Source organism: Bradyrhizobium sp. CCBAU 45384 (genome assembly GCF_028128665.1).
Lineage (GTDB): Bacteria > Pseudomonadota > Alphaproteobacteria > Rhizobiales > Xanthobacteraceae > Bradyrhizobium > Bradyrhizobium manausense.
In genome coordinates, this window is record NZ_LBIZ01000107.1 from 15,626 (window position 1) to 42,332 (window position 26,707).

Annotated in this window: 23 protein-coding genes; 8 read left to right on the top strand and 15 right to left on the bottom strand. The window is 65.1% G+C overall.

Annotated features, from left to right (window positions below; genetic code table 11):
- Positions 1-117: 117 nt before the first annotated feature.
- The 5 genes from XH80_RS17685 to XH80_RS17705 all read right to left on the bottom strand — a co-directional run bounded on the left by XH80_RS17685 (position 118) and on the right by XH80_RS17705 (position 5,576).
- Positions 118-1,860 (bottom strand): methyl-accepting chemotaxis protein, encoded by a 1,743-nt coding sequence (locus XH80_RS17685; RefSeq protein ID WP_271599666.1) that lies wholly within the window; start codon positions 1,858-1,860, stop codon positions 118-120.
- Between the two features lie 285 nt (positions 1,861-2,145).
- Positions 2,146-2,406: a DUF6894 family protein gene (locus XH80_RS17690; protein WP_057757201.1), complete on the bottom strand. Its 261-nt coding sequence runs from the start codon at positions 2,404-2,406 to the stop codon at positions 2,146-2,148.
- 162 nt (positions 2,407-2,568) lie between these two features.
- On the bottom strand, positions 2,569-3,183 hold the full coding sequence (locus XH80_RS17695) for a hypothetical protein (RefSeq protein ID WP_271599667.1): 615 nt from the start codon (positions 3,181-3,183) through the stop codon (positions 2,569-2,571).
- A gap of 113 nt (positions 3,184-3,296) precedes the next feature.
- Positions 3,297-4,283 carry an acrylyl-CoA reductase (NADPH) gene (acuI, locus tag XH80_RS17700; RefSeq protein WP_271599668.1) on the bottom strand — a complete coding sequence of 329 codons (987 nt, stop codon included), beginning with the start codon at positions 4,281-4,283 and terminating at the stop codon, positions 3,297-3,299.
- Between the two features lie 42 nt (positions 4,284-4,325).
- Positions 4,326-5,576 carry an MFS transporter gene (locus tag XH80_RS17705; RefSeq protein WP_271599669.1) on the bottom strand — a complete coding sequence of 417 codons (1,251 nt, stop codon included), beginning with the start codon at positions 5,574-5,576 and terminating at the stop codon, positions 4,326-4,328.
- A 342-nt stretch (positions 5,577-5,918) separates the two neighbouring features.
- Here XH80_RS17705 and nadA point away from each other — a divergent pair, with 342 nt between their 5' ends.
- The 3 genes from nadA (at position 5,919) to nadC (ending at position 9,615) form a co-directional block, all read left to right on the top strand.
- The gene (gene nadA / locus XH80_RS17710; protein ID WP_271599670.1) at positions 5,919-7,022 is read left to right on the top strand and encodes a quinolinate synthase NadA; all 1,104 of its coding nucleotides are present in this window, start codon (positions 5,919-5,921) and stop codon (positions 7,020-7,022) included.
- Between the two features lie 95 nt (positions 7,023-7,117).
- Positions 7,118-8,725, top strand: coding sequence for an L-aspartate oxidase (locus XH80_RS17715; protein ID WP_271599671.1), 1,608 nt, complete (start codon positions 7,118-7,120; stop codon positions 8,723-8,725).
- A gap of 11 nt (positions 8,726-8,736) precedes the next feature.
- Positions 8,737-9,615 carry a carboxylating nicotinate-nucleotide diphosphorylase gene (nadC, locus tag XH80_RS17720; RefSeq protein ID WP_271599672.1) on the top strand — a complete coding sequence of 293 codons (879 nt, stop codon included), beginning with the start codon at positions 8,737-8,739 and terminating at the stop codon, positions 9,613-9,615.
- Between the two features lie 167 nt (positions 9,616-9,782).
- Here nadC and XH80_RS17725 read toward each other — a convergent pair whose 3' ends face one another.
- The 3 genes from XH80_RS17725 to XH80_RS17735 form a co-directional block, all read right to left on the bottom strand.
- Positions 9,783-11,243 (bottom strand): cell wall hydrolase, encoded by a 1,461-nt coding sequence (locus XH80_RS17725; protein ID WP_271599673.1) that lies wholly within the window; start codon positions 11,241-11,243, stop codon positions 9,783-9,785.
- A gap of 438 nt (positions 11,244-11,681) precedes the next feature.
- The gene (gene ppdK, locus XH80_RS17730; RefSeq protein ID WP_271599674.1) at positions 11,682-14,573 is read right to left on the bottom strand and encodes a pyruvate, phosphate dikinase; all 2,892 of its coding nucleotides are present in this window, start codon (positions 14,571-14,573) and stop codon (positions 11,682-11,684) included.
- Positions 14,574-14,669: 96 nt separating this feature from the next.
- Positions 14,670-14,825, bottom strand: a complete 156-nt coding sequence (locus XH80_RS17735; RefSeq protein ID WP_083514732.1) for a DUF3096 domain-containing protein — start codon at positions 14,823-14,825, stop codon at positions 14,670-14,672.
- A 221-nt stretch (positions 14,826-15,046) separates the two neighbouring features.
- On the opposite strand from XH80_RS17735, the gene XH80_RS17740 reads away from it, so the two are divergent.
- The gene (locus XH80_RS17740; protein WP_271599675.1) at positions 15,047-15,400 is read left to right on the top strand and encodes a DUF1236 domain-containing protein; all 354 of its coding nucleotides are present in this window, start codon (positions 15,047-15,049) and stop codon (positions 15,398-15,400) included.
- Between the two features lie 244 nt (positions 15,401-15,644).
- Here XH80_RS17740 and glyS read toward each other — a convergent pair whose 3' ends face one another.
- From glyS to XH80_RS17770, 6 genes are all read right to left on the bottom strand, one after another.
- Positions 15,645-17,744 carry a glycine--tRNA ligase subunit beta gene (gene glyS, locus XH80_RS17745; protein ID WP_271599676.1) on the bottom strand — a complete coding sequence of 700 codons (2,100 nt, stop codon included), beginning with the start codon at positions 17,742-17,744 and terminating at the stop codon, positions 15,645-15,647.
- Complete coding sequence (locus tag XH80_RS17750; RefSeq protein WP_271599677.1) at positions 17,744-18,691, bottom strand: glycine--tRNA ligase subunit alpha; 948 nt, start codon at positions 18,689-18,691, stop codon at positions 17,744-17,746. The genes glyS and XH80_RS17750 overlap by 1 nt, the downstream gene beginning before the upstream one ends.
- A 220-nt stretch (positions 18,692-18,911) precedes the next feature.
- Positions 18,912-19,103, bottom strand: coding sequence for a hypothetical protein (locus tag XH80_RS17755; RefSeq protein WP_057757179.1), 192 nt, complete (start codon positions 19,101-19,103; stop codon positions 18,912-18,914).
- A 104-nt stretch (positions 19,104-19,207) separates the two neighbouring features.
- Positions 19,208-20,116: a S49 family peptidase gene (locus tag XH80_RS17760; protein WP_057757177.1), complete on the bottom strand. Its 909-nt coding sequence runs from the start codon at positions 20,114-20,116 to the stop codon at positions 19,208-19,210.
- A 216-nt stretch (positions 20,117-20,332) separates the two neighbouring features.
- Positions 20,333-21,100 carry a tRNA1(Val) (adenine(37)-N6)-methyltransferase gene (locus XH80_RS17765; RefSeq protein ID WP_271599678.1) on the bottom strand — a complete coding sequence of 256 codons (768 nt, stop codon included), beginning with the start codon at positions 21,098-21,100 and terminating at the stop codon, positions 20,333-20,335.
- The gene (locus tag XH80_RS17770) at positions 21,093-21,320 is read right to left on the bottom strand and encodes a putative signal transducing protein (protein ID WP_057757173.1); all 228 of its coding nucleotides are present in this window, start codon (positions 21,318-21,320) and stop codon (positions 21,093-21,095) included. The genes XH80_RS17765 and XH80_RS17770 overlap by 8 nt, the downstream gene beginning before the upstream one ends.
- Positions 21,321-21,452: 132 nt before the next feature.
- Here XH80_RS17770 and XH80_RS17775 point away from each other — a divergent pair, with 132 nt between their 5' ends.
- From XH80_RS17775 to XH80_RS17790, 4 genes are all read left to right on the top strand, one after another.
- Positions 21,453-22,460, top strand: a complete 1,008-nt coding sequence (locus tag XH80_RS17775) for a polyprenyl synthetase family protein (RefSeq protein ID WP_220000532.1) — start codon at positions 21,453-21,455, stop codon at positions 22,458-22,460.
- A gap of 440 nt (positions 22,461-22,900) precedes the next feature.
- On the top strand, positions 22,901-23,416 hold the full coding sequence (locus XH80_RS17780; RefSeq protein ID WP_271599679.1) for a winged helix-turn-helix transcriptional regulator: 516 nt from the start codon (positions 22,901-22,903) through the stop codon (positions 23,414-23,416).
- A gap of 1 nt (position 23,417) precedes the next feature.
- Complete coding sequence (gene fabF, locus XH80_RS17785; RefSeq protein ID WP_271599680.1) at positions 23,418-24,680, top strand: beta-ketoacyl-ACP synthase II; 1,263 nt, start codon at positions 23,418-23,420, stop codon at positions 24,678-24,680.
- A 137-nt stretch (positions 24,681-24,817) separates the two neighbouring features.
- Positions 24,818-25,687 carry an alpha/beta fold hydrolase gene (locus XH80_RS17790; RefSeq protein WP_271599681.1) on the top strand — a complete coding sequence of 290 codons (870 nt, stop codon included), beginning with the start codon at positions 24,818-24,820 and terminating at the stop codon, positions 25,685-25,687.
- 115 nt (positions 25,688-25,802) lie between these two features.
- Here XH80_RS17790 and XH80_RS17795 read toward each other — a convergent pair whose 3' ends face one another.
- Positions 25,803-26,687, bottom strand: a complete 885-nt coding sequence (locus tag XH80_RS17795) for a 4-(cytidine 5'-diphospho)-2-C-methyl-D-erythritol kinase (RefSeq protein WP_271599682.1) — start codon at positions 26,685-26,687, stop codon at positions 25,803-25,805.
- Positions 26,688-26,707: the final 20 nt, after the last annotated feature.

Consider the following 26,707-nt stretch of genomic DNA (forward strand, 5'->3'; position numbering starts at 1 on the left):
TGCAACAACGCGAACATCCCGTCGTGCTACTTAGGCCGCTGCGGCCGATGCAACCCTGAATGCAAACGACCGCAGCGACCGCTATGTCGTTGATCGAGAGGGCCGCGCCGACCTTGTTCAGGCCGCGCGAACGGTCCCTAAGAACTTGCCGACCTCGAGCTTGAGGCGATCGCTGTCACCCGACAGCATCTGCGCGGCCGACAGCACCTGCGCGGAGGCCGATCCGGTCTCGCTCGCGCCGCGCTGCACCTGGGTGATGTTCGCCGATACCTGATGGGTGCCTTGAGCCGCCTGCTGCACGTTGCGGGAAATCTCCTGCGTCGCGGCGCCCTGCTCCTCGACGGCGGCCGCGATGGTCGAGGAAATCTCCGACAGCTTTTCGATGGTCTCGCTGATGCCCTTGATGGCGCCAACCGAGAATTCCGTCGCCGTCTGGATGCCGGCGATCTGCTGGCCGATCTCGCCGGTCGCCTTCGCGGTCTGCTCGGCCAGCGCCTTCACCTCGGACGCGACCACCGCAAAGCCGCGGCCGGCTTCGCCGGCGCGTGCCGCCTCGATCGTCGCATTGAGCGCCAGGAGGTTGGTTTGGCCCGCGATGGTATTGATCAGCTCGACCACGTCGCCGATGCGCGTTGCGGCCTTGGAGAGCTCGCCGACACGATCGGTCGTGGTGCGGGCTTGGCTGACCGCCTCGCTCGCCACCCGCGCCGATTCCTGCACCTGGCGGCTGATCTCGGTGATCGAGGACGACAGCTCCTCGGTCGCGGAAGCCACCGACTGGACGTTGGTGGAAGCCTCTTCGGAGGCGGCAGCGACCATTGTGGCGAGCCCTTGGCCGCGCTCGGCCGTCGAGGTCAGCGTCGAGGCCGACGCTTCGAGCTCGGTCGCGGCCGAGGATACGGTCTCGACGATCTCGCCAATCGCGGATTCGAAGCTATCTGCAAGCTTATGCATCTCGGCCTTGCGCTGAACGGCTGCGGCCTGATCCTGCCTGATCCTGGCTTCGGCTTCTTCGCGAGCCTTCTGCTCGGAGACGATCTTGAATTTCTCGACAGCCGCTGCAACGCCGCCGACCTCGTCCTTGCGGCCGAGGCCCGGCAGCACCACCGAGAAATCTCCCTCCGCGAGCCTCTCCATCGCGATCGTGAGCGCGCGGATCGGCCGGGCGATGGAGAGGAAGGACATCAGCCAGGAGCCGATCAGGATCATCATGGCGATTGCGCCGATGACCATCCCAGTCCGCTCGCTCGATTTCATTTGCGCTGTGGCCGCGGCACTCTCCGCCTCGGACTTGTGCCTTGCATAGTCGGCGATCTGCTCGATTAGCGCATCGATCTTGCCGGCAATGGGCAGGGTAACGTCGCGGGCGAAGCGAACCGCCTCTTCGTTGAGTTTGGTGGCGCGGGCCGCTCCGTCTGAGCCGCTCGACACTGCAGCAAGGGCTTCGCTGCGCATCCCCGCGATCTGCTGGGCTCCCTTGGCGTAGTCCGCCGCAAGGGATCTCAGTTGCTCCATCCTGGCGCGGTTCTCGGCGGAATGAGACAATCCCAGCATCGTCTCGATGTGCGAATTCATCGCCTTCTGTTGGTCGGCCAAGGCCTGTGTGGCCTTCTGCAGATCGGCCACGCTACTGGCCAGGCGAATGTCTCGGGCCGCGAGTTGCATCCCGCGAACTGCGACCTCGGTCGTGACCGCGCCGCGCGCTATCTCCTGCTGTGTGAGCACGCTCTCGTTGGCGTCGCGTACGCTCGCGTTACCCAGGAGCTGACTTCCAATCATCGAAACGACCAGGACGATGGCAAGTGCCGATGCGATCGCCAGCTTGGTCCCGATCCGCAAATTTCGAACGAGGCTCAACATGGGCAGGTTTCCCGACAGGAAAAGTGTGGTCGAGTCTTTGCCGGCCACTCTTGGCGTTGATCGCCTTTGCCTAAAATATGAGCGCCTGTCGTTCCGATTTGGTTAACAGCAGCCTCCGGGGAAATACCGGAATTCGATCAAAAAGGCCGACAAAACAAGCACGTAAAGCGTGCTTATCACGTTAATCACACGCTGGTCGGAGTTGTGGCGTCTAAGGCTCATTCCGAAGAGAGATGCACACAGAGGGCGCGCCGGCGCTTTCCGGAATTGCAGGTGCAGATTTCGTCAACGCCTGTCCGCACTCTTATCGCTGCAGCAGACGGCCTCGCTGACCAGGCTGACGCGAAAGACCTGCTTCTTGTTCTCGTCGAGCAGCTCCATGCTCCACTTCGCGTTCGGCATCAGATTGCGGGCGATGCTGCCGAGCAGATTGGCGCACACTTCGGTCATCTCGGTCCAGGCCGCGGCATCATCCTCGAACTCGTAGGGCTGATCAGCGGCGCCGGAATAGCGGCCAGAGCTGATGCGAAAGAAATACAGCGACATTGATGAACTCTTGCGTAGGACCGCCTCCCGGCCGTTACGCAGGCTGGGGCGACAGTCGCTACCAAGGCATAAAGACCGCGGGCCGTATGATTACGGCGCCACGGCTTCGCGTGCGATACTTTCGTCGAAGGCAGGTAAAGTGAGCGCAGGCTGCGCCCGACATCACTCGGTCGAGCGGCGCAGCTCCAGCGGACCTTCGTTCTTCGATTCCGCCTTCGGCTCGGACTTCGCTTCCGACTTCACAGGCTCGATCCGGCTGCTCTCGACCCGCGGCGTCTCGACGCGCGCGGCGACTTCGGTGCCCGGAGCATTGATCGAACCGGTCTGCTCGGGCGCCCGCAGCGAGCGGGGACGCGCAACCGCGCGCGCCATCAGCATCTGGTTGCCGCCCTGGTGATGGAAGTCGCAATAGGCGAAGCCCATGCCGGAGACCGAGCCGCGGAAGCTGCGATCGTCGGTCTTTTCCAGGTTGAAACAAGGCTCGAACGGAATGCCCTTGATCGAGGCGCAGACGTTCTGACCGCGGATCTGGAGCGTGTTGCCCGGCAGGCGAAGATGGCGCACCGGGCCCGAGCCCGAGAACTGCACCGCGCCGGCGGCGCCGAGATCGTCGAGGATCCGGCCTGCACCGCGGGTGCCGTCGAAACAGGTGAAGGCGAAGACCTTGCCGGCGACGAAGCGACGCGCCTCGTCGGCATTCATACTCCCGGCCAAGGCGATGGCCGGCGCAAACGTCACGACTGCCGTGACAGCCCCCAACACAATACGCGCAAGCATGCTCTACTCCGAACCAACCCCGCAGCGGGCGATGCCTTTATCTCTTTACCCGCTGCTTACCATACTAACCATGGCGACATTGAAGCAGCTTGGTTGGTAAAGTCTGAACGCCGTTAGACAATTTTTACCACGATGCGGCCGCGGACCTGACCGGCCAGGATTTTCGCGCCCCATTCCAGAACTTCGTCGAGTGAAATTTCCGTAGTGATTTCAGAGAGTTTTGTCCGATCGAGGTCGGAGGCGAGGCGCTGCCAGGCGGCTTTTCGCGGCTCAATCGGGCACATCACGGAATCGATGCCGAGAAGGCACACTCCGCGCAAAATGAAGGGTGCAACAGAAGTCGGCAGGTCCATGCCGGCTGCAAGACCGCAGGCGGCGATGGCGCCGCCATACTTGGTCATCGACAACAGGTTCGCCAGCGTGGTCGAGCCGACGCTGTCGACGCCGCCCGCCCAGCGCTCCTTGGCAAGGGGCTTTGCCGGGCCCGACAATTCATTGCGGTCGATCACCTCGGCTGCGCCGAGGCTCTTCAGGTAATCGGCCTCGGAGGCGCGGCCGGTCGAGGCGATGACGTGGTAGCCGAGCCGGGACAACACGGCGATGGCGACCGAGCCAACGCCCCCAGCCGCGCCGGTCACGACCACAGGGCCACTCTTCGGCGACAGACCATGCTTCTCCAGCGCCAGCACCGACAGCATCGCGGTGAAGCCGGCGGTGCCGATCGCCATGGCATCGCGCGCCGACAGGCCCTGCGGCAGGGCGACCAGCCAGTCACCTTTCACGCGTGCCTTCTCGGCATAGGCGCCGAGATGGGTCTCGCCCATGCCCCAGCCGGTGCAAACGACCTTGTCGCCCGCTTTCCATTGCGGATGGGAAGAGGACTCGACCGTGCCGGCGAAATCGATCCCGGCGATCATCGGGAAACGGCGCACCACCGGTGCCTTGCCTGTCAGCGCGAGGCCGTCCTTGTAGTTCAGCGTCGAGTATTCGACGCGGACGGTGACGTCGCCCTCCATCAGCTCGGCTTCGTCGAACTGCGTGAGCTGCGCGGTGGTGCCCTTGTCCGCCTTGTCGATCCGGATTGCCTTGAATGTGGCCACGGCTTGAACTCCCTGACTTGTTTGACCGGGATGTTTAGCCGATCAGGCAGGCTGCGCAACCGCTCGCTGAACCGGCTTCTCCACGATCGGGAGATTGATCAGCGCCGAGAGCACGCCGAACAGGATCGAGAGCCACCAGATCGGCGTGTAGGACCCGAATTTCTCGAACACGATGCCGCCTAACCAGACGCCGAGGAAGCCGCCGACCTGGTGGCTGACGAAGGCAAAGCCATAGAGCGTGGCCAGCCAGCGCGTGCCGAACATCAGCGCCACCAGCGCCGAGGTCGGCGGCACCGTCGACAGCCAGGTGAGGCCGGAGATTGCACCGAATGCGATCGCCGAGAACGGCGTGATCGGGAACGAGATGAAGGCAAGCGTCGCGAGCGCGCGGGTGAAATAGATGGCCGAGAGGATGTAGCGCTTGGGCAGACTGTTCTGGAGATAGCCGACGCTGAGCGAGCCCATGATGTTGAACAGGCCGATCGCCGCAATCACCCAGCCGCCGGTTTGCGTCGAAACGCCGCGATCGACCAGGAACGCCGGCAGATGCACGGTGATGAAGGCAAGCTGGAAGCCGCAGGTGAAGAAGCCGAGCACCAGCAGCACATAGGAGCGATGGCCGAAAGCTTCGGCGAGCGCGCGGGTGATGGTCTGCTCATCCGCAGGCGCTGAGCTGGCCGTGGTTGCGACCGGCGGCGTCGAGATCGCCAGCGACAGCGGGATGATCAGCAGCATCAGGAAGCCGAACACGGTGAGCGCCTGCTGCCAGCCGAAATTGTCGATCAGCGCCACGCCAACAGGCGCGAACAGGAACTGGCCGAGCGAGCCCGCCGCGGTGCCGGCGCCGAGCGCCAGGCCGCGCTTTTCAGCCGGCAAGAGTTTCGTGAACGCCGACAGCACCAGATTGAACGAGCAGCCGGCGAGGCCGAAGCCGACCATCACGCCCGCGCCGATGTTGAGCGACATCGGCGTCGACGAATAGCGCATCAGCAGGAGACCACCGGCATAGAGCAGCGCGCCCACACACATCACGCGGAACAGGCCGAAGCGATCGGCGACCGCGCCGGCGAACGGCTGACCCAATCCCCACAACAGATTCTGCACGGCGATCGCAAGGCCGAACACGTCGCGGCCCCAGGCGAACTCGTGGCTCATCGGCTGCACGAAGAAGCCCAGCGCCGAGCGTGGGCCGAAGCCGAGCATGCCGATCGCACAGCCGCAGAGGATGATGACGGCCGGGGTGCGCCAGTGAGAGGAACGAGAGGGAGCGAGTTCGCCCGCTTGTGTCGACATGGTTGTTCCCTCATTCGGCGTCGGCGATCCGCTAAATCGGCGACCGCATGTCCGCCGTTTAATGCAGATGCATGAAAATCGAAAGTCAAAAAGGGCTGCGTTCCACGGAGGGCTTTCGCGGGAGCATTGCGTTTCGTCGCGACCTCCTCCGGCGCCGCACAGGACCGACTTGACGGGAATGTGTGCGGCTGGGCCTAGCGGTCCGCCGCCGGCCGTGCTATGTCTGATTTACTCAGATTGAGTATATGTGGTTGACGAAATCCCACCGGCCCCCCTCGGCCGGATTTCTCAGATCTCATATATACTCATATTGAGCATAATTGACACGCATGGGAGGCCTCGATGCCGATTGCTGAAATTTACGGCCCAGATGATTTCGCCAACCGGCCGCAGGGCCAAGCCACCTCCACGCCGTCAGCGCCGGCACGATCCGAGCCAACGCTGCCGCGGCCGTCGCTGCAATGGACCAGCGAGGTCGAGCGCGCCACCGCGCCGATCTATGAGCGCGTCAAGCATGTGATCCCACCGATCGAGTGGCCGCTGATGGCGCCGACGATCCACGCGATCAACCAGCTCAAGCGCGAACGCAACGCGGTGATCCTCGCGCACAACTATCAAGCGCCGGAGATCTTTCACGGCGTCGCCGACATCGGCGGCGATTCGCTGCAGCTCGCCGTCGAGGCCACCAAGGTGAAGGCCGACATCATCGTCCAGTGCGGCGTGCACTTCATGGCGGAGACGTCGAAGCTGCTCAATCCGGACAAGACAGTGCTGATCCCTGACGCACGCGCCGGCTGCTCGCTCGCTGCCAGCATCACCGGCGCCGACGTGCGCCTGCTCCGCGAAAAATTTCCCGGCGTGCCTGTCGTTGCCTATGTCAACACGTCGGCGGAGGTGAAGGCCGAGGTCGACATCTGCTGCACCTCGTCGAACGCGGTGCAGGTGGTCGAGAGCCTGAACGCACCGAGCGTGATCTTCCTGCCCGACCGCTATCTCGCAACTTACGTCGCCTCGAAGACGGATGTGAAGATCATCGCCTGGAAGGGCGCATGCGAGGTGCATGAGCGCTTCACCGGCGAGGAACTGCGCGCCTTCCGCGACGCCGATCCCTCCGTGCAGATCATCGCGCATCCCGAATGTCCGCCGGATGTGTTGGCAGAAGCCGACTTCACCGGCTCGACCGCGCACATGATCAATTGGGTGCGCGAGCGACGACCGAAGCGCCTCGTGATGATCACGGAATGCTCGATGGCTGACAATGTCCGCGCCGAGCTGCCTGACGTGGAGATGCTGCGTCCCTGCAATCTCTGCCCGCACATGAAGCGTATCACGCTGTCCAACATCCTGGAGAGCCTGCTGACGCTCGGCGAGGAAGTGACGATCGATCCGGCACTTGCGGTACGCGCACGGCGCTCGGTCGAGCGGATGATCAATCTGAGGAATTGAGCACGAGTCGCCGCAACACACACGGGGTCGTTCCGGCCCCCCCGCGCGCAATTGCGCGCTAGGCCGGGACGACAGCCGAGAACTTGGAGAGAGTTATGACACACAACATCCACAACCTCACCCGCTCCACCGACGACGTCGTCATCGTCGGCGGTGGCCTCGCCGGATTGTTCTGCGCGTTAAAACTCGCGCCCCGGCCGGTGACGCTGATCTCGGCGGCGCCGCTCGGACAAGGGGCATCGTCCGCATGGGCGCAAGGCGGCATCGCAGCTGCCGTCGCGGGCGGCGATACTCCCGAAGCGCATGCTGCGGATACGGTCGCGGTCGGCGGCGGCATCGTCGATGAAACGGTCGCGCTCGGCATCGCCCGCGAGGCCGGCTTGCGGATACACGATCTGCTCGCCTATGGCGTGCCGTTCGACCGCGATCTCGAAGGCCGGCTTGCGGTGGGACGCGAGGCCGCGCATTCGGCGCGGCGGATCGTGCACGTGCGCGGCGACGGCGCGGGCGCAGCGATCATCGCGGCACTGAGCGAAGCCGTGCGCCGCACGCCGTCGATCCGCCTGATCGAAGGTTTTGTCGCCGAAGCGCTGCTCACCGAGGATGGCGCCGTCACCGGCCTTCAATTGCGCGAGGCGGGCAACTTTGCGGCAAGGCCCGTGATGATGGCCTCGCGCGCGGTCGTGCTCGCGACCGGCGGCATCGGCCATCTCTATGCCGTCACCACCAATCCGGCCGAGGCCAGTGGATCGGGCCTTGCGATCGCGGCGCGCGCCGGCGCCGTGATCGCCGATCCGGAATTCGTGCAATTCCACCCGACGGCGATCATGGTTGGCCGGGACCCGGCACCGCTCGCGACCGAGGCTCTGCGCGGCGAAGGCGCGACCTTGATCAACAGCGAGGGCGATCGCTTCATGCTCGCGCAGCATCCTCTCGCCGAACTCGCGCCGCGCGACATCGTGGCCCGCGGCGTGTTTGCCGAGATCGCGGCGGGGCGCGGCGCCTTCCTCGATGCGCGGCAAGCGCTGGGCCCCCGCTTCGCCGACAAATTCCCGACGGTGCATGCAAGCTGCATCGCCGCCGGCATCGATCCGGCAACGCAAGTCGTCCCGATCGCGCCGGCCGTGCACTACCACATGGGCGGCGTCGCGGTCGATGCACGCGGCCGTAGCTCGATCGACGGGCTCTGGGCCGGCGGCGAAGTCTCGTCCACCGGCATGCATGGCGCCAACCGGCTTGCGTCGAATTCGCTGCTGGAGGCCGTGGTCTATGCCGCGCGCATCGCCGACGACATCGCCGGCCGGGCGATCCCCTCACCTGCCCGCCTCCCCGAAGCACCGGTGGCGCCACGCGGCGGCGCGCCGGATGCAAGCGCCGTGAAGCGGTTGCGCGCGATGATGACCACGCATGTCGGTGTGATCCGCGAAGGCGACGGGCTGGCAGAAGCTGTCCGCAGTTTTGCCGGGCTCGAGCGCTCGGCAACAAGCATCGCAGTCCGCCACATGGCGACAGCGGCCCTGCTCGTGGCGTCCGCGGCCTGGAGCCGGCGCGAGAGTCGCGGCGCGCATTTCCGCTGCGACCATCCCGAGGAGGCGCCCGCGCTGGCGCAGAGAACGATGATGACACTCGCCCAAGCGCATGAGGTCGCGGACGGGCTGAGTGCGCAATCAACGCCGCGCATCGCGCAATCCATGATCGCCTGACGGAGTTTGTCATGATCACCCCAACCTCCCTGCTCCATCCCGACGCCTTCCTCTCTCCGCTCGCCATCGATGACGCCGTGCATCGCGCACTCGACGAGGATCTCGGCCGCGCCGGCGACATCACTTCGTTCGCGACGATCCCGGAAGCGGCCAAGGCGCAGGCCGTGCTGGTTGCACGCCAGTCCGGTGTCATCGCCGGCCTGCCGCTGGCGCTGGCGACGCTGCAAAAGCTCTCGACCGACATTGCGGTCCGCGCGCATATCCGCGACGCCGCGCGCGTCGCGCGCGGGCAGCAGGTGTTGACGATCTCCGGCCCGGCGCGCGCGGTTCTCACCGCGGAACGGACTGCACTGAACTTCGTCGGCCGCCTGTCCGGCGTCGCGACGCTCACGGCCGACTACGTCGCGCGGGCCGAGGGCACGAAAATGCGCATCTGCTGCACGCGAAAGACCACGCCCGGATTACGGGCGCTGGAGAAATACGCGGTGCGTTGCGGCGGCGGCTTCAACCACCGTTTCGGCCTGGATGATGCCATCCTGATCAAGGACAACCACATCGCGGTTGCCGGCGGCATCCGGCCTGTGCTGGAGCGCGCTCGTGCGCATGCCGGCCATCTCGTCAAGATCGAGATCGAGGTGGATACGCTCGCACAGCTGCGCGACGTGCTCGCCACTGATCTGGCCGATGCGGTGCTGCTCGACAACATGGACATCGCGACGCTGCGCGAGGCTGTGCGAATGACGGAAGGCCGGCTGGAGCTGGAAGCCTCGGGCGGTGTCACGCTGGACTCGATTGCGGCGATCGCGGCGACCGGTGTCGACTACGCCTCGTCAGGCGCCCTGACGCATTCGGCGCCGAATTTCGACTGCGCGCTGGATATCGAGATGTGAGGACGGCGCACCCAAAGCTTCCGCAACGTCATGGCCGGGCTTGTCCCGGCCATCCACGCCTTTCCCGCGGTACGAAGAACGTGGATGCCCGGGCCTTCGCCGCGCCGAAGCGGCTACGGCCGCGCAGGCGGGACAAGCCCGGGCGTGACGACCGCTTCTGACGACAACTACCTTCGCTCGGTGACGCCCATCTCGGCGGAGCTCTTGGCCGCCAGCGCGAGCTCGGCCGAGAGCGCGGCGGTCTGCGCCGGCGTGCCCCAGCTCGGCTCCTCAGCTCCATCGCCCCAATTGCGCGGCCGATAGAAAGTGTGCACGCCGGTCTTGTACATCTTCTTCATCTCGGCGACCCAGGACGGACGCACCCAATAGGCGTGGTAATGCGTCGATTTGCCCACTTCAGGCAGCCAGATCTGGCCGTCGAGCATGGCCTTCGAAATCTTCTTGGCGCGCTCCCACATCTCGGGCTCGCGGATCACATCGGGATTGTTGTCGCAGGCAAAGGTGAACTGACAGGCGAAGTGACGGTACTTGTTCTGATAGACCACGCCGCACACCGTATCGGGATATTTGCCCGAGAATACGCGGTTCATCACCACTTGCGCGACCGCGATCTGGCCGCGCACGGCCTCCCCGCGGGATTCGAAATAAACGGCTTCGGCGAGGCACTTCTCCGACTTCGCGCGCGATTTCTCGTCGAGCGCCAGCCGCTCGGCCGGAGATTTGGCGCGCTGGTTGTCGGCGTTGACCTCACCCTTCGGCGCGATGCTCTCGCCACTCTCGGTGATGCTGGCGGCGTCCTCGTTCGGCGGCGACAGCGAGGCCAGCTTCATGTCGGGGTCGGGCATCACGATCAGCGGCTCGGCGCCGGGCTGCCAGCTCTCGATGCTCTCGAGGTTACCGCCCAACGAGGAGCTGCCGAAGAACAGGTTCGAGGTCTTGACGCTGAAGGGGTCGCGCGGCGGAGCTGCTGATGTCGCCTGCTTCAGCGTGTTGAGCGGCTGCGCCGCGAAGGACAGCGCGTTGTCATCGGCCTTCGGCGGATTTGTATATTGAGCCAACGGCGGCGCACGCATCGCCTCCTGAAGCTCGGGATCGAGCGCGGCCGCTGACTCCGGCGACATCGCCTGCGGCTGCACGGCTGGCAGCTCGGCGGTTTTGGCGCCGAACACGGAACTGTTCGAGGTCGCGGGATCCTGCTGCGCGGGCGTCACGGCCGGAGCAGCCGGCTGAGGTACTGGCGCAGGTGTCACGATGGCGAGACGATCGCCTTTCAGCGCGCGATCAACCTTGGGAAAGTCGGAGGCCTGGTAACGCGCCGGCGCCTGCAGCACCGGATTGCGCGAAATGGAACCGGTGACATCGCGGCCGTCGAGGCTGGCGAGACGAACCATCGCGCTCTGCGGCGCCGACGTGCCGATCGGGGGCGAGAAACTGTAAGTGGCAAGCTGAATGGAGGAGGCCGCAGAGAACACCTGCTTCTGCCAGCGCTCGGCGACGCCGGGCTGACGCGCCAGCAGCGAGCCTATGTCCTGATATCCGATCTCTCTCGGCATCAATGCGAAGATGCAGAGACCGAGTCCGAAGGATGCGAACCGCGCACCCTTCGGATGGTTACGCAACACTGACATCGATACGCTCACGCTACGCTTACGCCCGTCCTGATCGAACTCAGTACATCCGTGCAATTCGATCCTTATCGTGAGTATCTAATTTAGGTTGCCGGGGCGTTAATCCGCGTTGCGCGCGAAACACACGCAAGCGATGTCAGGTGTTTTCACGGGGCGATGCGATGTGCCGGTAAAGGCCGCGTCGCGAGAAGCGGTAAACAATCGGTCAACGCGAATGGTGAAGGAACTCTTGCGCACGCGTATCATTTCGGGACGCGCCTGGTTCCTCCTCCGCTGTCATTGCGAGCGCAGCGAAGCAATCCAGACTGTCTCCGCTGAAAGACTCTGGATTGCTTCGTCGCAAGGGCTCCTCGCAATGACGAGTCGAGAGGGCGTCGCCCCAAATGAAAAGAGGCGGAGCAAGCTCCGCCTCTTTCGCATCACGTATGTTGCTTCGCCTTACGCCTGGCTCGCAATCGCCTTGCCGAGCGCGGCCTGGGCCGCCGCGAGCCGCGCGATCGGCACGCGATACGGCGAGCAGGACACGTAGTCGAGACCGACATTGTGGCAGAAGGCGACGGAGGCGGGATCGCCGCCGTGCTCGCCGCAGATGCCCACCTTGAGCTTCGCCCGCGTCTTGCGGCCGCGCGTGACGCCGATCTTGACGAGCTCGCCGACGCCTTGCTGGTCGAGCGAGATGAAGGGATCGATCGAAAGGATGCCCTTGGCGACGTAGGGACCGAGGAAGCTCGCCGCGTCGTCGCGGCTGATGCCGTAGGTCGTCTGCGTCAGGTCGTTGGTGCCAAACGAGAAGAACTCGGCGCTTTCGGCGATCTCTTCCGCGAGCAGACAGGCGCGCGGCAGCTCGATCATGGTGCCGACCTGATAGCCGATCTTGGTATTGGTCTCACGCATGACCGACTTCGCGGTGGCATCGATGCGGGCCTTGACCAGGTCGAGTTCGGCCTTGGTCGCGATCAGCGGCACCATCACCTCGAGGCCGACGGCCTTGCCGGTGCGCTTCTCGGCCTCGACCGCCGCCTCGAAGATCGCGCGGGCCTGCATCTCGGCGATCTCAGGATAGGCGATCGCGATGCGGCAGCCGCGGAACCCGAGCATCGGATTGAACTCCGACAGCTCGCGCGCACGGTCGGCCAGACGCCGCGGATCGGTGTTCATGGCACGCGCCACTTCCTCGACCTCGGCATGGGTGTGCGGCAGGAATTCGTGCAGCGGCGGGTCCAGCAGACGGATCGTGACGGGCAGGCCCTTCATGATCTCGAACAGCTCGACGAAGTCGGCGCGCTGCATCGGCAACAGCTTTGCCAGCGCGGCCCGGCGCGACTGCTCGTCCTCGGAGAGGATCATCTCGCGCACGGTGCGGATGCGGGTCTCCTCGAAGAACATGTGCTCGGTGCGGCAGAGGCCGATGCCTTCGGCGCCGAACTTGATCGCGGTGCGGGCATCGTCGGGCGTGTCGCCGTTGACGCGGACGCCGATCTTGCGGACCTGGTCGGCCCAGTTCATCAGCGTGCCGAACTCGCCAGACAGTTCCGGCTCGATCATCGGCATGCGGCCGGCCAGCACCTGGCCAAGCGAGCCGTCGATGGTGATGACGTCACCGGCCTTGAAGGTGCGCGAGCCGATGCTCATGGTGCCGCGGCCGTAATCGACGCGGATGGTGCCGCAGCCGGAGACACAGGGCTTGCCCATGCCGCGCGCGACGACCGCCGCGTGCGAGGTCATGCCGCCGCGCGTGGTCAAGATGCCTTCGGCGGCGTGCATGCCGTGGATATCTTCCGGGCTGGTCTCGATACGGACCAGAATGACCTTGCGCCCGTCGCCCTGGAGCTTGGCCGCTTCATCCGACGAGAACACGATCTCGCCGGAGGCAGCCCCTGGCGAAGCCGGCAGGCCGGTCGCGATCACGTCGCGCTTGGCGTTGGGATCGATGGTCGGATGCAGGAGCTGGTCGAGCGAGGCGGGATCGATCCGCGTCACCGCTTCCTTCTTTGTGATCAGGCCCTCATTGGCAAGCTCGACCGCGATGCGGAGCGCAGCCTTCGCCGTGCGCTTGCCGCTGCGGGTCTGCAGCATCCACAGCTTGCCCTGCTCGACCGTGAACTCCATGTCCTGCATGTCACGGTAGTGCTTCTCGAGCAGCGTGTAGATCCGCGTCAGCTCCTTGAAGGCCTCAGGCATCGCCGCTTCCATCGACGCCTTGTCGGAACCTGACTCTTTGCGCGCTTCCTCGGTGATGTCCTGCGGCGTGCGGATGCCCGCCACCACGTCCTCGCCTTGCGCGTTGATCAGGAACTCGCCGTAGAGCTTGCTCTCGCCGGTCGAGGGATTGCGGGTGAAGGCAACGCCGGTTGCCGAGGTCTCGCCCATGTTGCCGAACACCATGGCCTGCACATTGACCGCGGTGCCCCACGACTCAGGGATATCGTGCAGCTTGCGGTAGGTCACCGCGCGCGCATTCATCCAGGACGAAAACACCGCGCCGACCGCGCCCCAGAGCTGGTCATGCGGATCCTGCGGAAAGTCCTTGCCGGTCTCGCGCGCGACCGCGTCCTTGTACTTGCCGACCAGCTCGACCCAGTCCTCAGCGGTGAGGTCGGTGTCGAGCGTATAGCCCTGGCTGTCCTTGAAGGTGTCGAGGATTTCCTCGAAGTGATGATGCTCGAAGCCGAGCACCACGTCGGAATACATGGTGATGAAGCGGCGATAGCTGTCGTAGGCGAAGCGACGGTCGCCGGAGAGCTCCGCCAGCGCTTCGACCGTCTGGTCGTTGAGGCCGAGATTGAGCACGGTGTCCATCATGCCCGGCATCGAGGCGCGCGCGCCTGAACGTACGGAGACCAGCAGCGGGTTCTTGGTGTCGCCGAACACCTTGCCCGTCAACTTGCCGACATAGTCGAGCGCCTTCTCGACCTGCGACTGCAACTCCTTCGGATAGGTTTTGCCGTGGGCGTAGAAATAGGTGCAGACCGAGGTCGGGATGGTGAAGCCCGGAGGCACCGGCAGGCCGAGATTGGCCATCTCGGCGAGGTTCGCGCCCTTGCCACCGAGCAGGTCGCGCATCTCCGTCCGGCCTTCGGCCTTGCCGTCGCCGAAGGTGAAGACCCATTTGTTGGCCGGGATCTTTGCCGGCGCGCTTTTGGCCGCCCTGGCCGCAGCCTTAGCGGCCGGCTTGGCCGCGGCCTTGGCGGCAACCTTGGCGACCGGCTTCGGGGCGCTCTTCACAGAACTCTTGGGGAGCGCCTTGCGGGCCGCCGGCGCGGCTTTCGCCTTGACGGAAGGCTTTGATTTCGCTGGCAGTTTCTTAGGCTTCGAGGCGGCTTTGGCCATAGCTTGCACACAACCTTCGAGAGGAATGGGAAATCGCGCGCCTTACACCACTTTGAGCAGGCCCGCGCAAGTCGAAGAGTTCCGGAAAATGAAGGCCTAGAGATGGAGCCATTTCAGCAAACCGAGCCCGATCGCACCATTGAGGATGAGAAAAATCGCCACGATGAAGTTGAGCAGGCGCGGCATGACCAGGATGAGAACGCCCGCAAGCAGCGACAGGAGCGGCGAGATGTGGGCGACGGTGAGGTGCATGAATTATCTTTCCGTGGGGTGAGGCGAATCGCGGCGGATCATAGCGGACCCGGTTTCGTCCGTAGAGACGCGGAGGGGTCGATACGGGTTCCCGGCTTCGCAAAAACTGCCCGAAATTGCCGCGGATGCGGCAGGCTTTTTCCGGAACATCGCGCGCGGCGCAGCATTGGCAAGCGGTCGCGTCATTGGCGCGGGCTGAAGTCAATTCGAAGGAGTTGCCCATGCGAAACAGGATTCTCGCTCTCGCAGTGCTTGGCGCCGCGCTCAGCGCGCCCATCGCGGCGCAGGCGCAAACCGGGATCACAGTGGGACGCGCACCCGTGGCGGTTGAGGAAAGCCCGACGATTGCGGTCGAGCAACGGCCGGCGTTCCGTGACTATGTCGTCGAGCAACGTGTGCCAGCCTTCCATATTCCCGATCGCGTCGTGGTCGGTGCCACCTTACCCGAAACCGGCATCACTTATTATGACGTGCCGCAACGTTTCGGCGCGACGACGTATCGCTACACCGTCGTGAACGGCGAGACCGTGCTGGTCGAGCCGCGCTCGCGGCGCATCGTCGAGGTGATGGACTAGGAATCTTGCTGTTCAACTAGATGTCCGGCGCGCCGCATCAATCAGGCTGGCGCGAGCAGTGTAATCGGACATCAGGCCCCGCCCGGTCTTCCCCCCGCCGGGCGGGGCATTTTTCTGTCCCGTCATTTCGGGGCGCGCCACTTGGCGCGAGCTCGGAATCCATTCTCGACGTCACGTGCGGGACGTCACGTGCGGCACGATGGATTCCGGGCTCGCGCTACGCGCGCCGTCATTGTGGCGCGCCTCAATCCTGGATCTTCGAGAAATCCGCCACTGCGCGCGTGGCGCTGCGGATCTCGTTCAGCAGTTTTAGCCGGTTCTCGCGGACCTTCGGATCGTCGTCGTTGACGCGCACCTTGTCGAAGAACGCATCGACCGGTGGGCGAAGCTTCGCCATCGCGCGCATCGCGGCGGCAAAGTCCTCCTTGGCGACGGCGGCACTTGCTTCCGTCGTCACCTCGCCGATCGCCTTCGCAAGCGCCTTCTCCTCTGCGAGGCTGTAGAGCGCAGCATCCGGCGCGCCGTGGAAGGTGCGCTTGTCCTTCTTCTCCTCGATCGAAAGGATGTTGCTGGCGCGCTTGGTGCCGGCGAGCAGGTTCTTGCCGTCGTCGGTGTCGAGGAATTTGCCGAGCGCATCGACGCGGCGAACGATCATCAAGAGATCATCCTGGCCGCCGAGCGCGAACACGGCGTCGACGAGATCGTGACGCGCGCCCTGCTCACGGAGCTGGACCTTCAGGCGATCGGCGAAGAAGGCGAGCAGATCGCTCGGGAGCTTCTCCGCATCGGCGGGCTTCACCGACAAGCCCGCGAGCGCGGCCGCTGCCACCTTCAGCAGCGACAGGCGCAGCGCGTTCTCGGCGATCAACCTGATAACACCCAGCGCCGCTCTCCGCAGCGCATAGGGGTCCTTCGATCCCGTCGGCCTCTCATCGATCGCCCAGAAGCCGACCAGCGTATCGAGCTTGTCAGCGAGCGCGACTGCGATACTGACCGGATCCGTCGGCACGCGATCGGCCGGCCCTTGTGGCTTGTAGTGCTCCTCGCAGGCCGCCGCGACCGAGGCATCCTCGCCCTGCGCCAGCGCATAATACTTGCCCATCAGGCCCTGCACCTCGGGGAATTCGCCGACGACTTCCGTCAGCAGATCCGCCTTCGCCAAATGCGCCGCACGCGTGGCCTTGGCAACATCGGCGCCGACCAGCGGCGCGATCTCGGCGGCGAGGCGCTCGAGGCGCTTGATGCGCTCCGCCTGCGTCCCGAGCTTCTCGTGGAACACGATCTGCTCGAATTTCGGCAGCCGATCCTCGAGCTTGGTCCTCAGGTCGGTCTCGTAGAAGAACTTCGCATCGCTCAGCCGCGCGCGGATCACGCGCTCGTTGCCTGATACGATGACCTTGCCGCCGTCGATGGCCTCGATATTCGCTGTGAGGATGAACTTGTTGGTCAGCCTCCCGGTCTTGGGATCCCTAACCACGAAGCATTTCTGGTTGTTGCGGATGGTGGCGCGGATCACCTCGTCGGGCGTCTTCAGGAACTCCGGCTCGAACGAGCCCATCAGCACGACCGGCCATTCGACCAGGCCCGAGACCTCGTCGAGCAGGGTCTGGTCCTCGACCAGTTCGAAGCCTTGGGCGAAGGCCAGCTGCTTGGCGTCGGTGAGGATCGCGTCCTTGCGCCTGTCGGGGTCGAGCACGACCTTCGCATCGAGGAGCTTGGCTTCGTAGTCCTCGAAGCGGCGCACGGAGATAGCCGACGGCGCGAGGAAGCGATGGCCATAGGTGGTCTGGCCGGCCTCGATGCCGTCGATGGAAAACTTCACGACATCGGGCTCTTCGGTCTCCAGGCCAAAGGTGGCGGTGATCGCGTGCAGCGGACGCACCCAGCTCAGCGAGCCCGGCTTGGCCGAGCGCGCGCCCCAGCGCATCGATTTCGGCCAGGGGAAGGTTCTGATGATGACGGGCAGGATTTCCGCGAGCACGTCGATGGCGTCGCGGCCGGGCTTCTCGATCAGTCCGATGTAGAAATCGCCCTTGGGGTCGCGCTGGATCTTGGCTTCGTCCAGCGATTTCAGGCCGGTCGCCTTCAAAAAGCCCTGCACGGCCGCATCGGGCGCGCCGACTTTCGGGCCGCGGCGCTCGGTCTTCAGGTCAGGCTGGCGCGCGGGGATGCCGTGCACGGTGAGCGCAAGCCGGCGCGGCGTCGCGAAAGCTTTCGCGCCCTCGTAGACCAGGCCTTCGGCGACGAGCTTGTCGGTGACCAGACGGCGCAGGTCGTCGGCCGCCTTGGCCTGCATGCGCGCGGGGATCTCTTCCGAGAACAGTTCAAGCAAAAGATCGGGCATCAGGCCGCTCCACCGGCTTCGGTGTGCACCCAGGCTTCGCCGCAGGCTTTCGCCAGCTCGCGCACCCGGAAGATGTAGCTCTGTCGCTCCGTCACCGAAATCACACCACGCGCGTCGAGCAGGTTGAAGACATGGCTCGCCTTGATGCACTGGTCATAGGCCGGCAGCGCCATCAGATGCGCCTCGCGCTTGCCGGACTCCGAGTTTTTTTGCCAGCCGGCGTCGAGGTACTTCCGGCACGCCGCCTCGGCCATCTTGAACTGCTCGAACAGCATCGCGGTGTCGGCATGTTCGAAATTGTGCCGCGAATATTCCTGCTCGGCCTGGAAGAACACATCGCGATAGCTGACCTTCTCGGCGCCTTCGCGGCCATTGAAGTTCAGGTCCATGATGCTGTCGACGCCCTGCAGATAACAGGCGAGGCGTTCGAGACCGTAGGTCAGCTCGCCCGCGACCGGCGCGCATTCGACGCCCGCGACCTGCTGGAAATAGGTGAACTGGCTGACTTCCATGCCGTCGCACCAGCACTCCCAACCCAGGCCCCAGGCGCCCAGCGTCGGGCTCTCCCAATCGTCCTCGACGAAACGGATGTCGTGGATGGCGGAATCGATGCCGATGGCGGCGAGCGACTTCAGGTACAGCTCCTGAAGGTTCGGCGGCGACGGCTTGAGGATCACCTGGAACTGGTAATAGTGCTGGAGCCGGTTCGGGTTCTCGCCGTAACGGCCATCCTTGGGCCGGCGCGAGGGCTGCACATAGGCGGCATTCCACGGCCGCGGCCCGAGCGCGCGCAGGGTCGTCCCGGGATGGAAGGTGCCGGCGCCGACTTCCATGTCGTAGGGCTGCAGGATCACGCAGCCGTAATCCGCCCAATAGCGCTGCAGGGCCAGGATCAGGCCCTGGAACGAGCGGTCCGGGCGCATATGGGCGGGCAATGAGGCGTCCATCGTCAGATCAGGCTCTCGCGGGGGGTTTTGAATCGCGCGGGACCGTATCGACGGCGGGGATGGGAATCAAGGCAAAGGGAAGCGGATTCGGGCTTAACGACTGCCCTAGGAAAGGTGCCGTAGGGTGGGCAAAGGCGCGCTTGCGCCGTGCCCACCATCTTTCCCGGATTACGGCGCGGTGGTGGGCACGCTTCGCTTTGCCCACCCTACGTGGAAAAAGCTATCCCGGCCGATACGCTCCCGTCACGGGGTCACGCTTCAGTGTCTGGATATTCCCCATCTGGGCGGCTTCAGTGACGCGCGACAGGCGCATCTCCTCCAGCTCTTCGTTGATCCTGAGTGCGGTCTTGTAGGCCCAGCGGACCACGGCAAGCCCACCCAGGACGCCCGCGAATGCGACGAACGGCGGCATCGGTCGATCCTTGTGTCGTGCTCAGCCCCCACACGCATTCTCGCGCAGTCCGGGCTGCGCCGCAATTGGCTCAGCACGGACCAAACGGCGCGGGGGAGCCGGACCTAGAACCCGAATTTCGCCCAAATCGCCCGGGTCTCGACCGCCGAGATCAGCTCGTCCGGCAGCCCGGCCATTGATTCCATGGCCGAAAGCTGGCCCGCGCCGGGCGATTTCCGCCCCAACAGGCCGGACAGAAGTCCGGTCGGCTGCGCGATCACGGGGGTGAGAACCTTCTCGCCATAGCGGGCACGAAGAGTTGAGCGGATATCGCCAATGCCGTCAGCGAGCCCGAGCGCGATCGACGTCTCGCCGGCCCAGTACTCACCGGTGAACAGGGTGTCGTCCGCGCCCTTGAGTCTGGTGCCACGGCTCTCCTTCACCAGTGCGATGAAGATCTGGTGGATCTCGCGCTGGAGTGCCTTCAGCTTGGCGACGTCATCAGGGTTTTCGGGGAGAAATGGATCGAGCATCGCCTTGTGGGCGCCGGCCGTATAGAGACGCCGCTCGATGCCGAGCCGCTTGATCGCCTCCTGAAAACCAAAGCTGCCGCCGACCACGCCGATCGATCCCAGGATCGAGGACGGATCACAGAAGATCTCGTCGCCGGCGCAGGCGATCATGTAGCCGCCGGAAGCCGCGACGTCCTCGACGAACACCAGCACTGGCAGTTTCTTCTCCGCCGCGAGCTGCTTGATGCGCAGATAGATCTGGCGCGACTGCACCGGCGAGCCGCCGGGCGAATTGATCACAAGCGCGACCGCCTTGGCGTTCCGGTATGAAAACGCCCGCTCCAGCACCCGGGCGACGCCCGCCAGCGTCATGCCCGGACGCAGCGGCGTCACCGCGCCGATGACACCTGACAGCCGCACCACCGGCACGACCGCAGCACCGGGGCGGAAGCGCGCCGGCAGATATTGCAAGAGCTTGTCGGCCAGGCCGGAATTCTCGGGATCGTTCAATTGTTCGGCCATGCCGTCACCTCTGGTTAACCTTTATTTATCACGTGACTGTCATTGCTAGTGCCTGGAACGTGTTTTGCAGAATCCCGGTTGGGAAGCTGCAATGAGGCAGCGGAGGGAACGACATGAAGATTTATCTGCTGTTGATGCTGATGGGCGCGCTCTTTACGGCGATTCGCTTTACGTCCCAGCCGGAACAGCAGTCGGAATCGCTTCCCCAGTAAGCCGTCACGGCTCCACCAGCGGCAGGACCGCTCTCCCTTCCAGAATATTCCGCACCTCTTTTTTAGGCACGCGTGACTCATCATTGAGCATGAGGCCCGGCAGCAATCGCGTCGGCGCTCGGCCGCCCTTGACTGCGCGCACCAGGACGCGGATCGCAGGACGTCCCGCTTCGCCATGAACCGGCAGGATCGACAGGCTGCCGAAACCGCGTGACAGCGCTGCCAAGGCATCTGCGATTCCGTCAGCGCGCCAGATCAGGGTGAGCACACCGTTCGATCGAAGGATACGCCGCGCCGCATGCACCCAGGCATGCAGCGTCTCGTCGGTCGCGACATGCGCCGTGTGACGCGCCTGGTCCGGCGAGCCGCGGTGCCGCGCGGGATCGTTGAAGGGCGGGTTCATCAACACGCAATCGGCGCTGTCAGGCGTGAGCCCATGTGCTGCAAACGCCTGCGCGTCAGCAGTGACGTCGAGCACGATCACCTCAGCGGCAATCTCGTTCGCGGCCGCATTGGCGCGCGCGAGCGCGGCGAGTTCCGGATCGATCTCGACGAGGCAAAGATCGATGCCGCCAACGCGCCGGGCCAGCGCGAGGCCAGCCGTACCGATGCCGGCACCGAGATCGACCACACGGTCGCCTTCCCGGGCCCCCGTCGCAGCCGCGAGCAGAACGGCATCATGCCCTGCCCGGTGGCCGGTCCGCTTCTGCTTGAGCAGCAGCTGGCCGCCGAGAAAGGCGTCCTCGGTGAGATCTGTGACGACGTCAATCATCGCCGCGCAGTTCGTGGCTGAGGCCGGCGTCGGTCAGCAATTGCCGGGCCTCGCTGGCATCGTCCTCATGGACCAGGATCCGCCTGGGCAGGACGCCAAGCGAGCCCTCTATGATGCTCATGTTCTGGTCCAGCACCAGATGATGGATGTTGGCGCCGTCGAGCAGCGCGCCGATCGCCGACACCAGCACGATATCGTTGGTCCGAACCAGTTCACGCAAGACGAGCCTCCTGGGCTGAAAGGGGTCAAAGCGGCAAATGTCAATGGTTCCACAGGCCTTGCCGCATCCCCGTCCAGTTTCTATTGTCTTTCCATCAGAATAGCCCTTCCGGGGCAAATATTGGAGACCGGCGTGGCCGTCATCGTACCTTTCGAAACCCCCGGCGCGTCGATCGAAGAGCTGGTTGCCCTTGTCGCCCCTGACATGGAGCGCGTCAACGCCACCATCCTGTCGCGGACCGGATCTGACGTGACCATGATCCCGGAAGTCGCCAACCACCTGATCTCCTCCGGCGGCAAGCGGCTGCGGCCGATGCTGACGCTCGCCATGGCTAACCTCGCCGGCTACACCGGCGACGGCCACATCAAGCTCGCTGCCTCTGTCGAGTTCATGCACACCGCCACGCTGCTCCACGACGACGTGGTCGACGAGAGCGAGATGCGCCGCGGCAAGCTGTCGGCGCGCATGCTCTGGGGCAATGAGGCAAGCGTCTTGGTCGGCGACTTTCTGCTCGGCCAGGCCTTCCGGATGATGGTCGAGGTCGGTTCGCTGCGCGCGCTCGACATCCTGTCTGCTGCCGCGGCCACCATCGCCGAGGGCGAGGTGATGCAGCTTGCGGCCGCCAAGAACACCGCGACCACCGAGGACGAATATCTCGCCGTGATCCGCGGCAAGACCGCCGAGCTGTTCGCCGCGGCCTGCGAGGTCGGCCCCGTGATCGCCAACCGCCCGAAGGCGGAGCAGACCGCCTGCCGCTCGGTCGGCATGAATCTCGGCATCGCCTTCCAGCTCGTCGACGACGTGCTCGACTATGGCGGCAAGAGCGCCAAGCTCGGCAAGAACACCGGCGACGATTTCCGCGAGGGCAAGATCACCCTGCCCGTCGTGCTCGCCTTCCGCCGCGGCAACGACACCGAGCGCGCTTTCTGGATCAAGGCGCTCGAGCGCGGCGAGATCAGTGATTCCGACCTCGATCACGCCATCGGCCTGATGAACAAGCACCGCGCGCTCGAGGACACGCTGAGCCGCGCCCAGCACTACGGCGCCATGGCGGTGGACGCACTCGCGCTGTTCCCGTCGTCGCCGATGAAGAGCGCGCTGGAGCAGGTGGTGGCGTTCTGTTTGGCACGGTCGCATTAGGCGCGACGCGCGTTCCGCCTCCGCTATCAATTCCGTCACCCTGAGGTGCTCTCCATGGGACGCAACGCGTCCCATGGAGAGCCTCGAAGGATGCACGGCCGAGATGCATCCTGGCCGTTCGCCCTTCGAGGCTCGCTGCGCTCGCGCCTCAGGGTGACGGGAAAGATTTGTTGGCATCGCTCTCTCCACATCATTGCGAGCGCAGCGAAGCAATCCAGAATCCCTCCACGGAAAGAGCCTGGATTGCTTCGCTGCGCTCGCAATGACCGAGTATGGCGCGCGGCCGTCGCTCAACTTTCGTGTCCCGGACGCGCAGCAACGCCCTTCGCGTTGCCGCGTCCGGGGCACGCAATTGACTAGCAAACGCCCACCACATAACTGGCAGTCTTAATCTCACCGGTAACTTGCATTTTGCAAGTCACTCCCCTACCTTCCTCGCCATGCAGCCCAAATCCCCTTCCCTCCAGGAATGCCCGGTCGGCCGCGCCGTGGAGACGGTTGGCGAATGGTGGAGCATCCTGATCCTGCGCGATGCCTTGCAGGGCTCGAGCCGGTTCGACGAGTTCGAGCGCAATCTCTCCATTGCGCCGAACATCCTGTCGCGGCGCCTCGCCCATCTCACCAAGACCGGCATGTTCGTCCGTCGTCGCTACCAGGAGCGGCCGCCACGTTACGAATATGTGCTCACCGATAAGGCACGGGATTTCTTTCCCGTGATCGCGACGCTGCTCGCCTGGGGCAACAAGCATCTCGCGCCGAAGGGCGAATCCATCCTGCTGGCGACCCGCGACGATCGTCGGCCGCTCGATCCGGTCGTGGTCGATGCGACCGATCGGCAGCCGATCACGCTCGCCAATGCCGTGGTGATCGCGGGTCCTGCCGCGAGCCGCCTGATGCGGCGGCGGCTTACCTCGCTCAAAGCCATGAATCCGGACCTCGCGCCGGCTGGAGACTGACATGCCTCGTATCGTCGTGACGGGAATGGGGGCGGTGTCGCCGCTTGGCTGTGGTGTCGAGATATCCTGGCGCCGGCTGCTCGCGGGGCAAAGCGGGCTGCGCCCGCTGCCGCAATGGTCGCAGGCATTGCCCGCGCGCATTGCCGGGCTCGTGCCCGACAAGGCCGATGACCCCGAAGGCGGCTTCGATCCGGCGAAGGCCGCTGCGCCAAAGGACCAGCGCAAGATGGATCGCTTCATCCTGTTCGCGCTACTCGCCGCCGCGGAAGCGGTCGCGCAGGCCAAATGGGCGCCGCAGGATGTGGCGTCGCTGCAGCGGACCGCAACGATCATCGGCTCTGGAGTCGGCGGTTTTCCCGCGATGGCGGAAGCGGTGCGCATCACCGAGCAACGCGGCCCGCGCCGGCTGTCGCCGTTCACGATCCCCTCCTTCCTTGCCAACCTTGCCGCCGGCCACGTTTCGATCAAATACGGCTACAAGGGCGCGCTGGGCACGCCCGTCACGGCGTGTGCCGCCGGCGTGCAGGCGATCGGCGACGCAGCGCGCATGATCCGCGCGGGCGATGCCGATGTCGCGATCTGCGGCGGCGCCGAAGCCTGCATCGATATCGTCAGCCTCGGCGGCTTTGCGGCGGCTCGCGCGCTGTCGAGCGCCTTCAACGACCAGCCCACACGCGCCTCGCGTCCGTTCGATCGTGACCGCGACGGTTTTGTCATGGGTGAAGGCGCCGGCATCCTGGTAATCGAGGAGCTGGAACATGCGCTGGCGCGCGGCGCGACGCCGATCGCCGAGCTTGTTGGATATGGCACCACCGCCGATGCCTATCACATGACGTCGGGTCCGCCGGACGGCGACGGCGCCCGCCGCGCCATGGAGATCGCGCTCCGGCAGGCGAACCTTGCGCCCGGCGATCTGCAGCATCTCAACGCGCATGCGACCTCGACGCCCGCCGGCGACGACAGCGAACTCGGTGCCATCGGCGCGCTGTTCGGCCGCAACAAATCCATCGCGGTCAGCGCGACCAAATCGGCCACCGGCCATCTGCTCGGCGCCGCCGGCGGACTGGAGGCAATCTTCACCGTGCTTGCCCTGCGCGACCAGGTCGCACCGCCGACGCTCAATTTCGAAAACCCGGATGCGGGCGCGGAAGGGATCGATATCGTTGCCGGTGCTGCACGTCCGCTACCGATGCAGCACGCGATCACGAACGGGTTTGGCTTTGGTGGAGTCAACGCCAGCGCGATCTTCCGCCACATGGGCTAGCGGGCGCGGGAGCTCGGCGCATCGGCCGATGCCTGGCGACGGAACGATTCCGAAGCGAACGTGAGCGATCGCTTGTCGAATGCCCGGCAGCAGGCTAGTTCAGGACATCTGCCGTCAGTCCAGGGGATCGCGACCCGATGCTCGACCCGCAAAGCCGCTTCTACGAATCTCACGGCCTGCGGCTGCATTATGCCGATTGGGGCAACGCAGGCGCGCCGACGCTTATTCTGGTTCATGGCGGCCGCGATCATTGCCGGAGTTGGGACGCCATCGCCCGCTCGCTGCATCCGCACTTCCATGTGATCGCGCCCGATTTACGTGGCCACGGCGATTCCGACTGGACCAGAGGCGGCAGCTACGCGCTGACCGAATATGTCTACGATCTCGTCCAGCTCGTCCGCAGCATCGCAGCGCCTCGCGTGACACTGATCGGCCATTCGATGGGCGGCATGGTGAGCCTGATCTTCTCGGGATCGTTCCCCGAACTGGTCGACAAGCTCGTCGTGCTCGACGGCGTGACGATGCTGCCGGATTCGCCGAAAGCTCCGACGCATGAGCGCATTGGCAAATGGGTCAGCCAGCTCGACAGGCTGCACGACCGCACCCCGCGCCGCTATGCGACGCTCGAGGACGCGGCCGCGCAGATGGTGCTTCACAACAAGCGCCTCTCCCGCGACCTCGCGCTGCATCTCGCAACGCATGGCGCGCGACAGAACGAGGACGGCACCTATAGCTGGAAATTCGATCCCTATCAGCGGGCCAGCGCACCGCACCGGCTCTGGCCGGACGATCACATCGCGCTGTGGTCGCGCATCGCCTGTCCGACGCTGCTGCTGAACGCCGGCGAAAGCTTTCTCGCCGGCGCGCGGTCGGCGGGCCTGGAGCGCTACTTCCAGCAGGCGCGCGTCGAAACCATCGCGGGGGCCGGGCACTGGCTGCAGCACGACAAGCCGGAAGAGGTGCTGGGTGAGATTCGGAAATTTCTTGGGCTTGGCGAGCTGCCGTAGGGTGGGCAAAGCGCAGCGTGCCCACCACCTGTCGCAATTGGCGAGAGATCGTGGGCACGGCGCTTGCGCGCCTTTGCCCACCCTACGAGACTGCCGACCGTCGCGGAGGAAATCCCTAGCTCAACGTGCCCGCATGCACCCACCAAGCGGGGTGATCGCTGCGGATCTTCTCTGCGGCGGCATGCGCGTCGGCTGCCGCGCCATAGATCGCAAAGCACGTCGCGCCCGAGCCGGACATGCGAGCCAGCTTGACGCCAGCGGAAGCGCGCAAAGCGTCTAGCACGTCGCCGATGACAGGCTCGATGCGGAGCGCAGGGGCCTCGAGATCGTTGGGGACTGTCTCGAGAACCTCAACCCAGTCCGAGATTGATCCGCCCTCGTCCGGCCAGGCCGGAGCTCCGAGGACCGAGGTGGCCCCGACCAGCAATTCGCCGTTGCGCAGTCCCAATTCCTTGAACACGTCCTTGGTCGCAACCGGCACGCGCGGATTGACCATGACGCAGGGCATGCTGGGCAACGCCAGCGGCAGCAGCTGCTCGCCGACGCCGGTCATGTCGCAGGCGCGCGAGAGCAGGCACACCGGCACATCGGCGCCGGTCGCCAGCGCGACCGCCTGCAGGCGGGGATCGTCGAGCGACAGATTGTTGAGACGCGCGAGCAGGCGCAGCGCCGCCGCGGCATCCGCCGAGCCGCCGCCGATACCGGCTGCAACCGGCAAGACCTTGTCGAGCGCGAAGGCGCCGAGCTTCAAATTCGGCACGGCATCGGCCAGCAGCTTGGCGGCCTTGAACACGAGATTGTCTGAGGTCTCGCCGCAGGCCGCCGCGAGCGGCCCTGTGGTGGCTAGCGTGAGCTCGTCGCCCGGCTCCAGAGTCAGCCGGTCGGCACAATCCGCAAACGCAACCACGCTTTCGAGATCATGATAGCCGTCAGCGCGACGGCCGACCACGCGAAGGCTCAAGTTGACCTTCGCGCGCCCTTCTTCAATCAACGCCGGCATCGGCGATACGCCCCCAATCA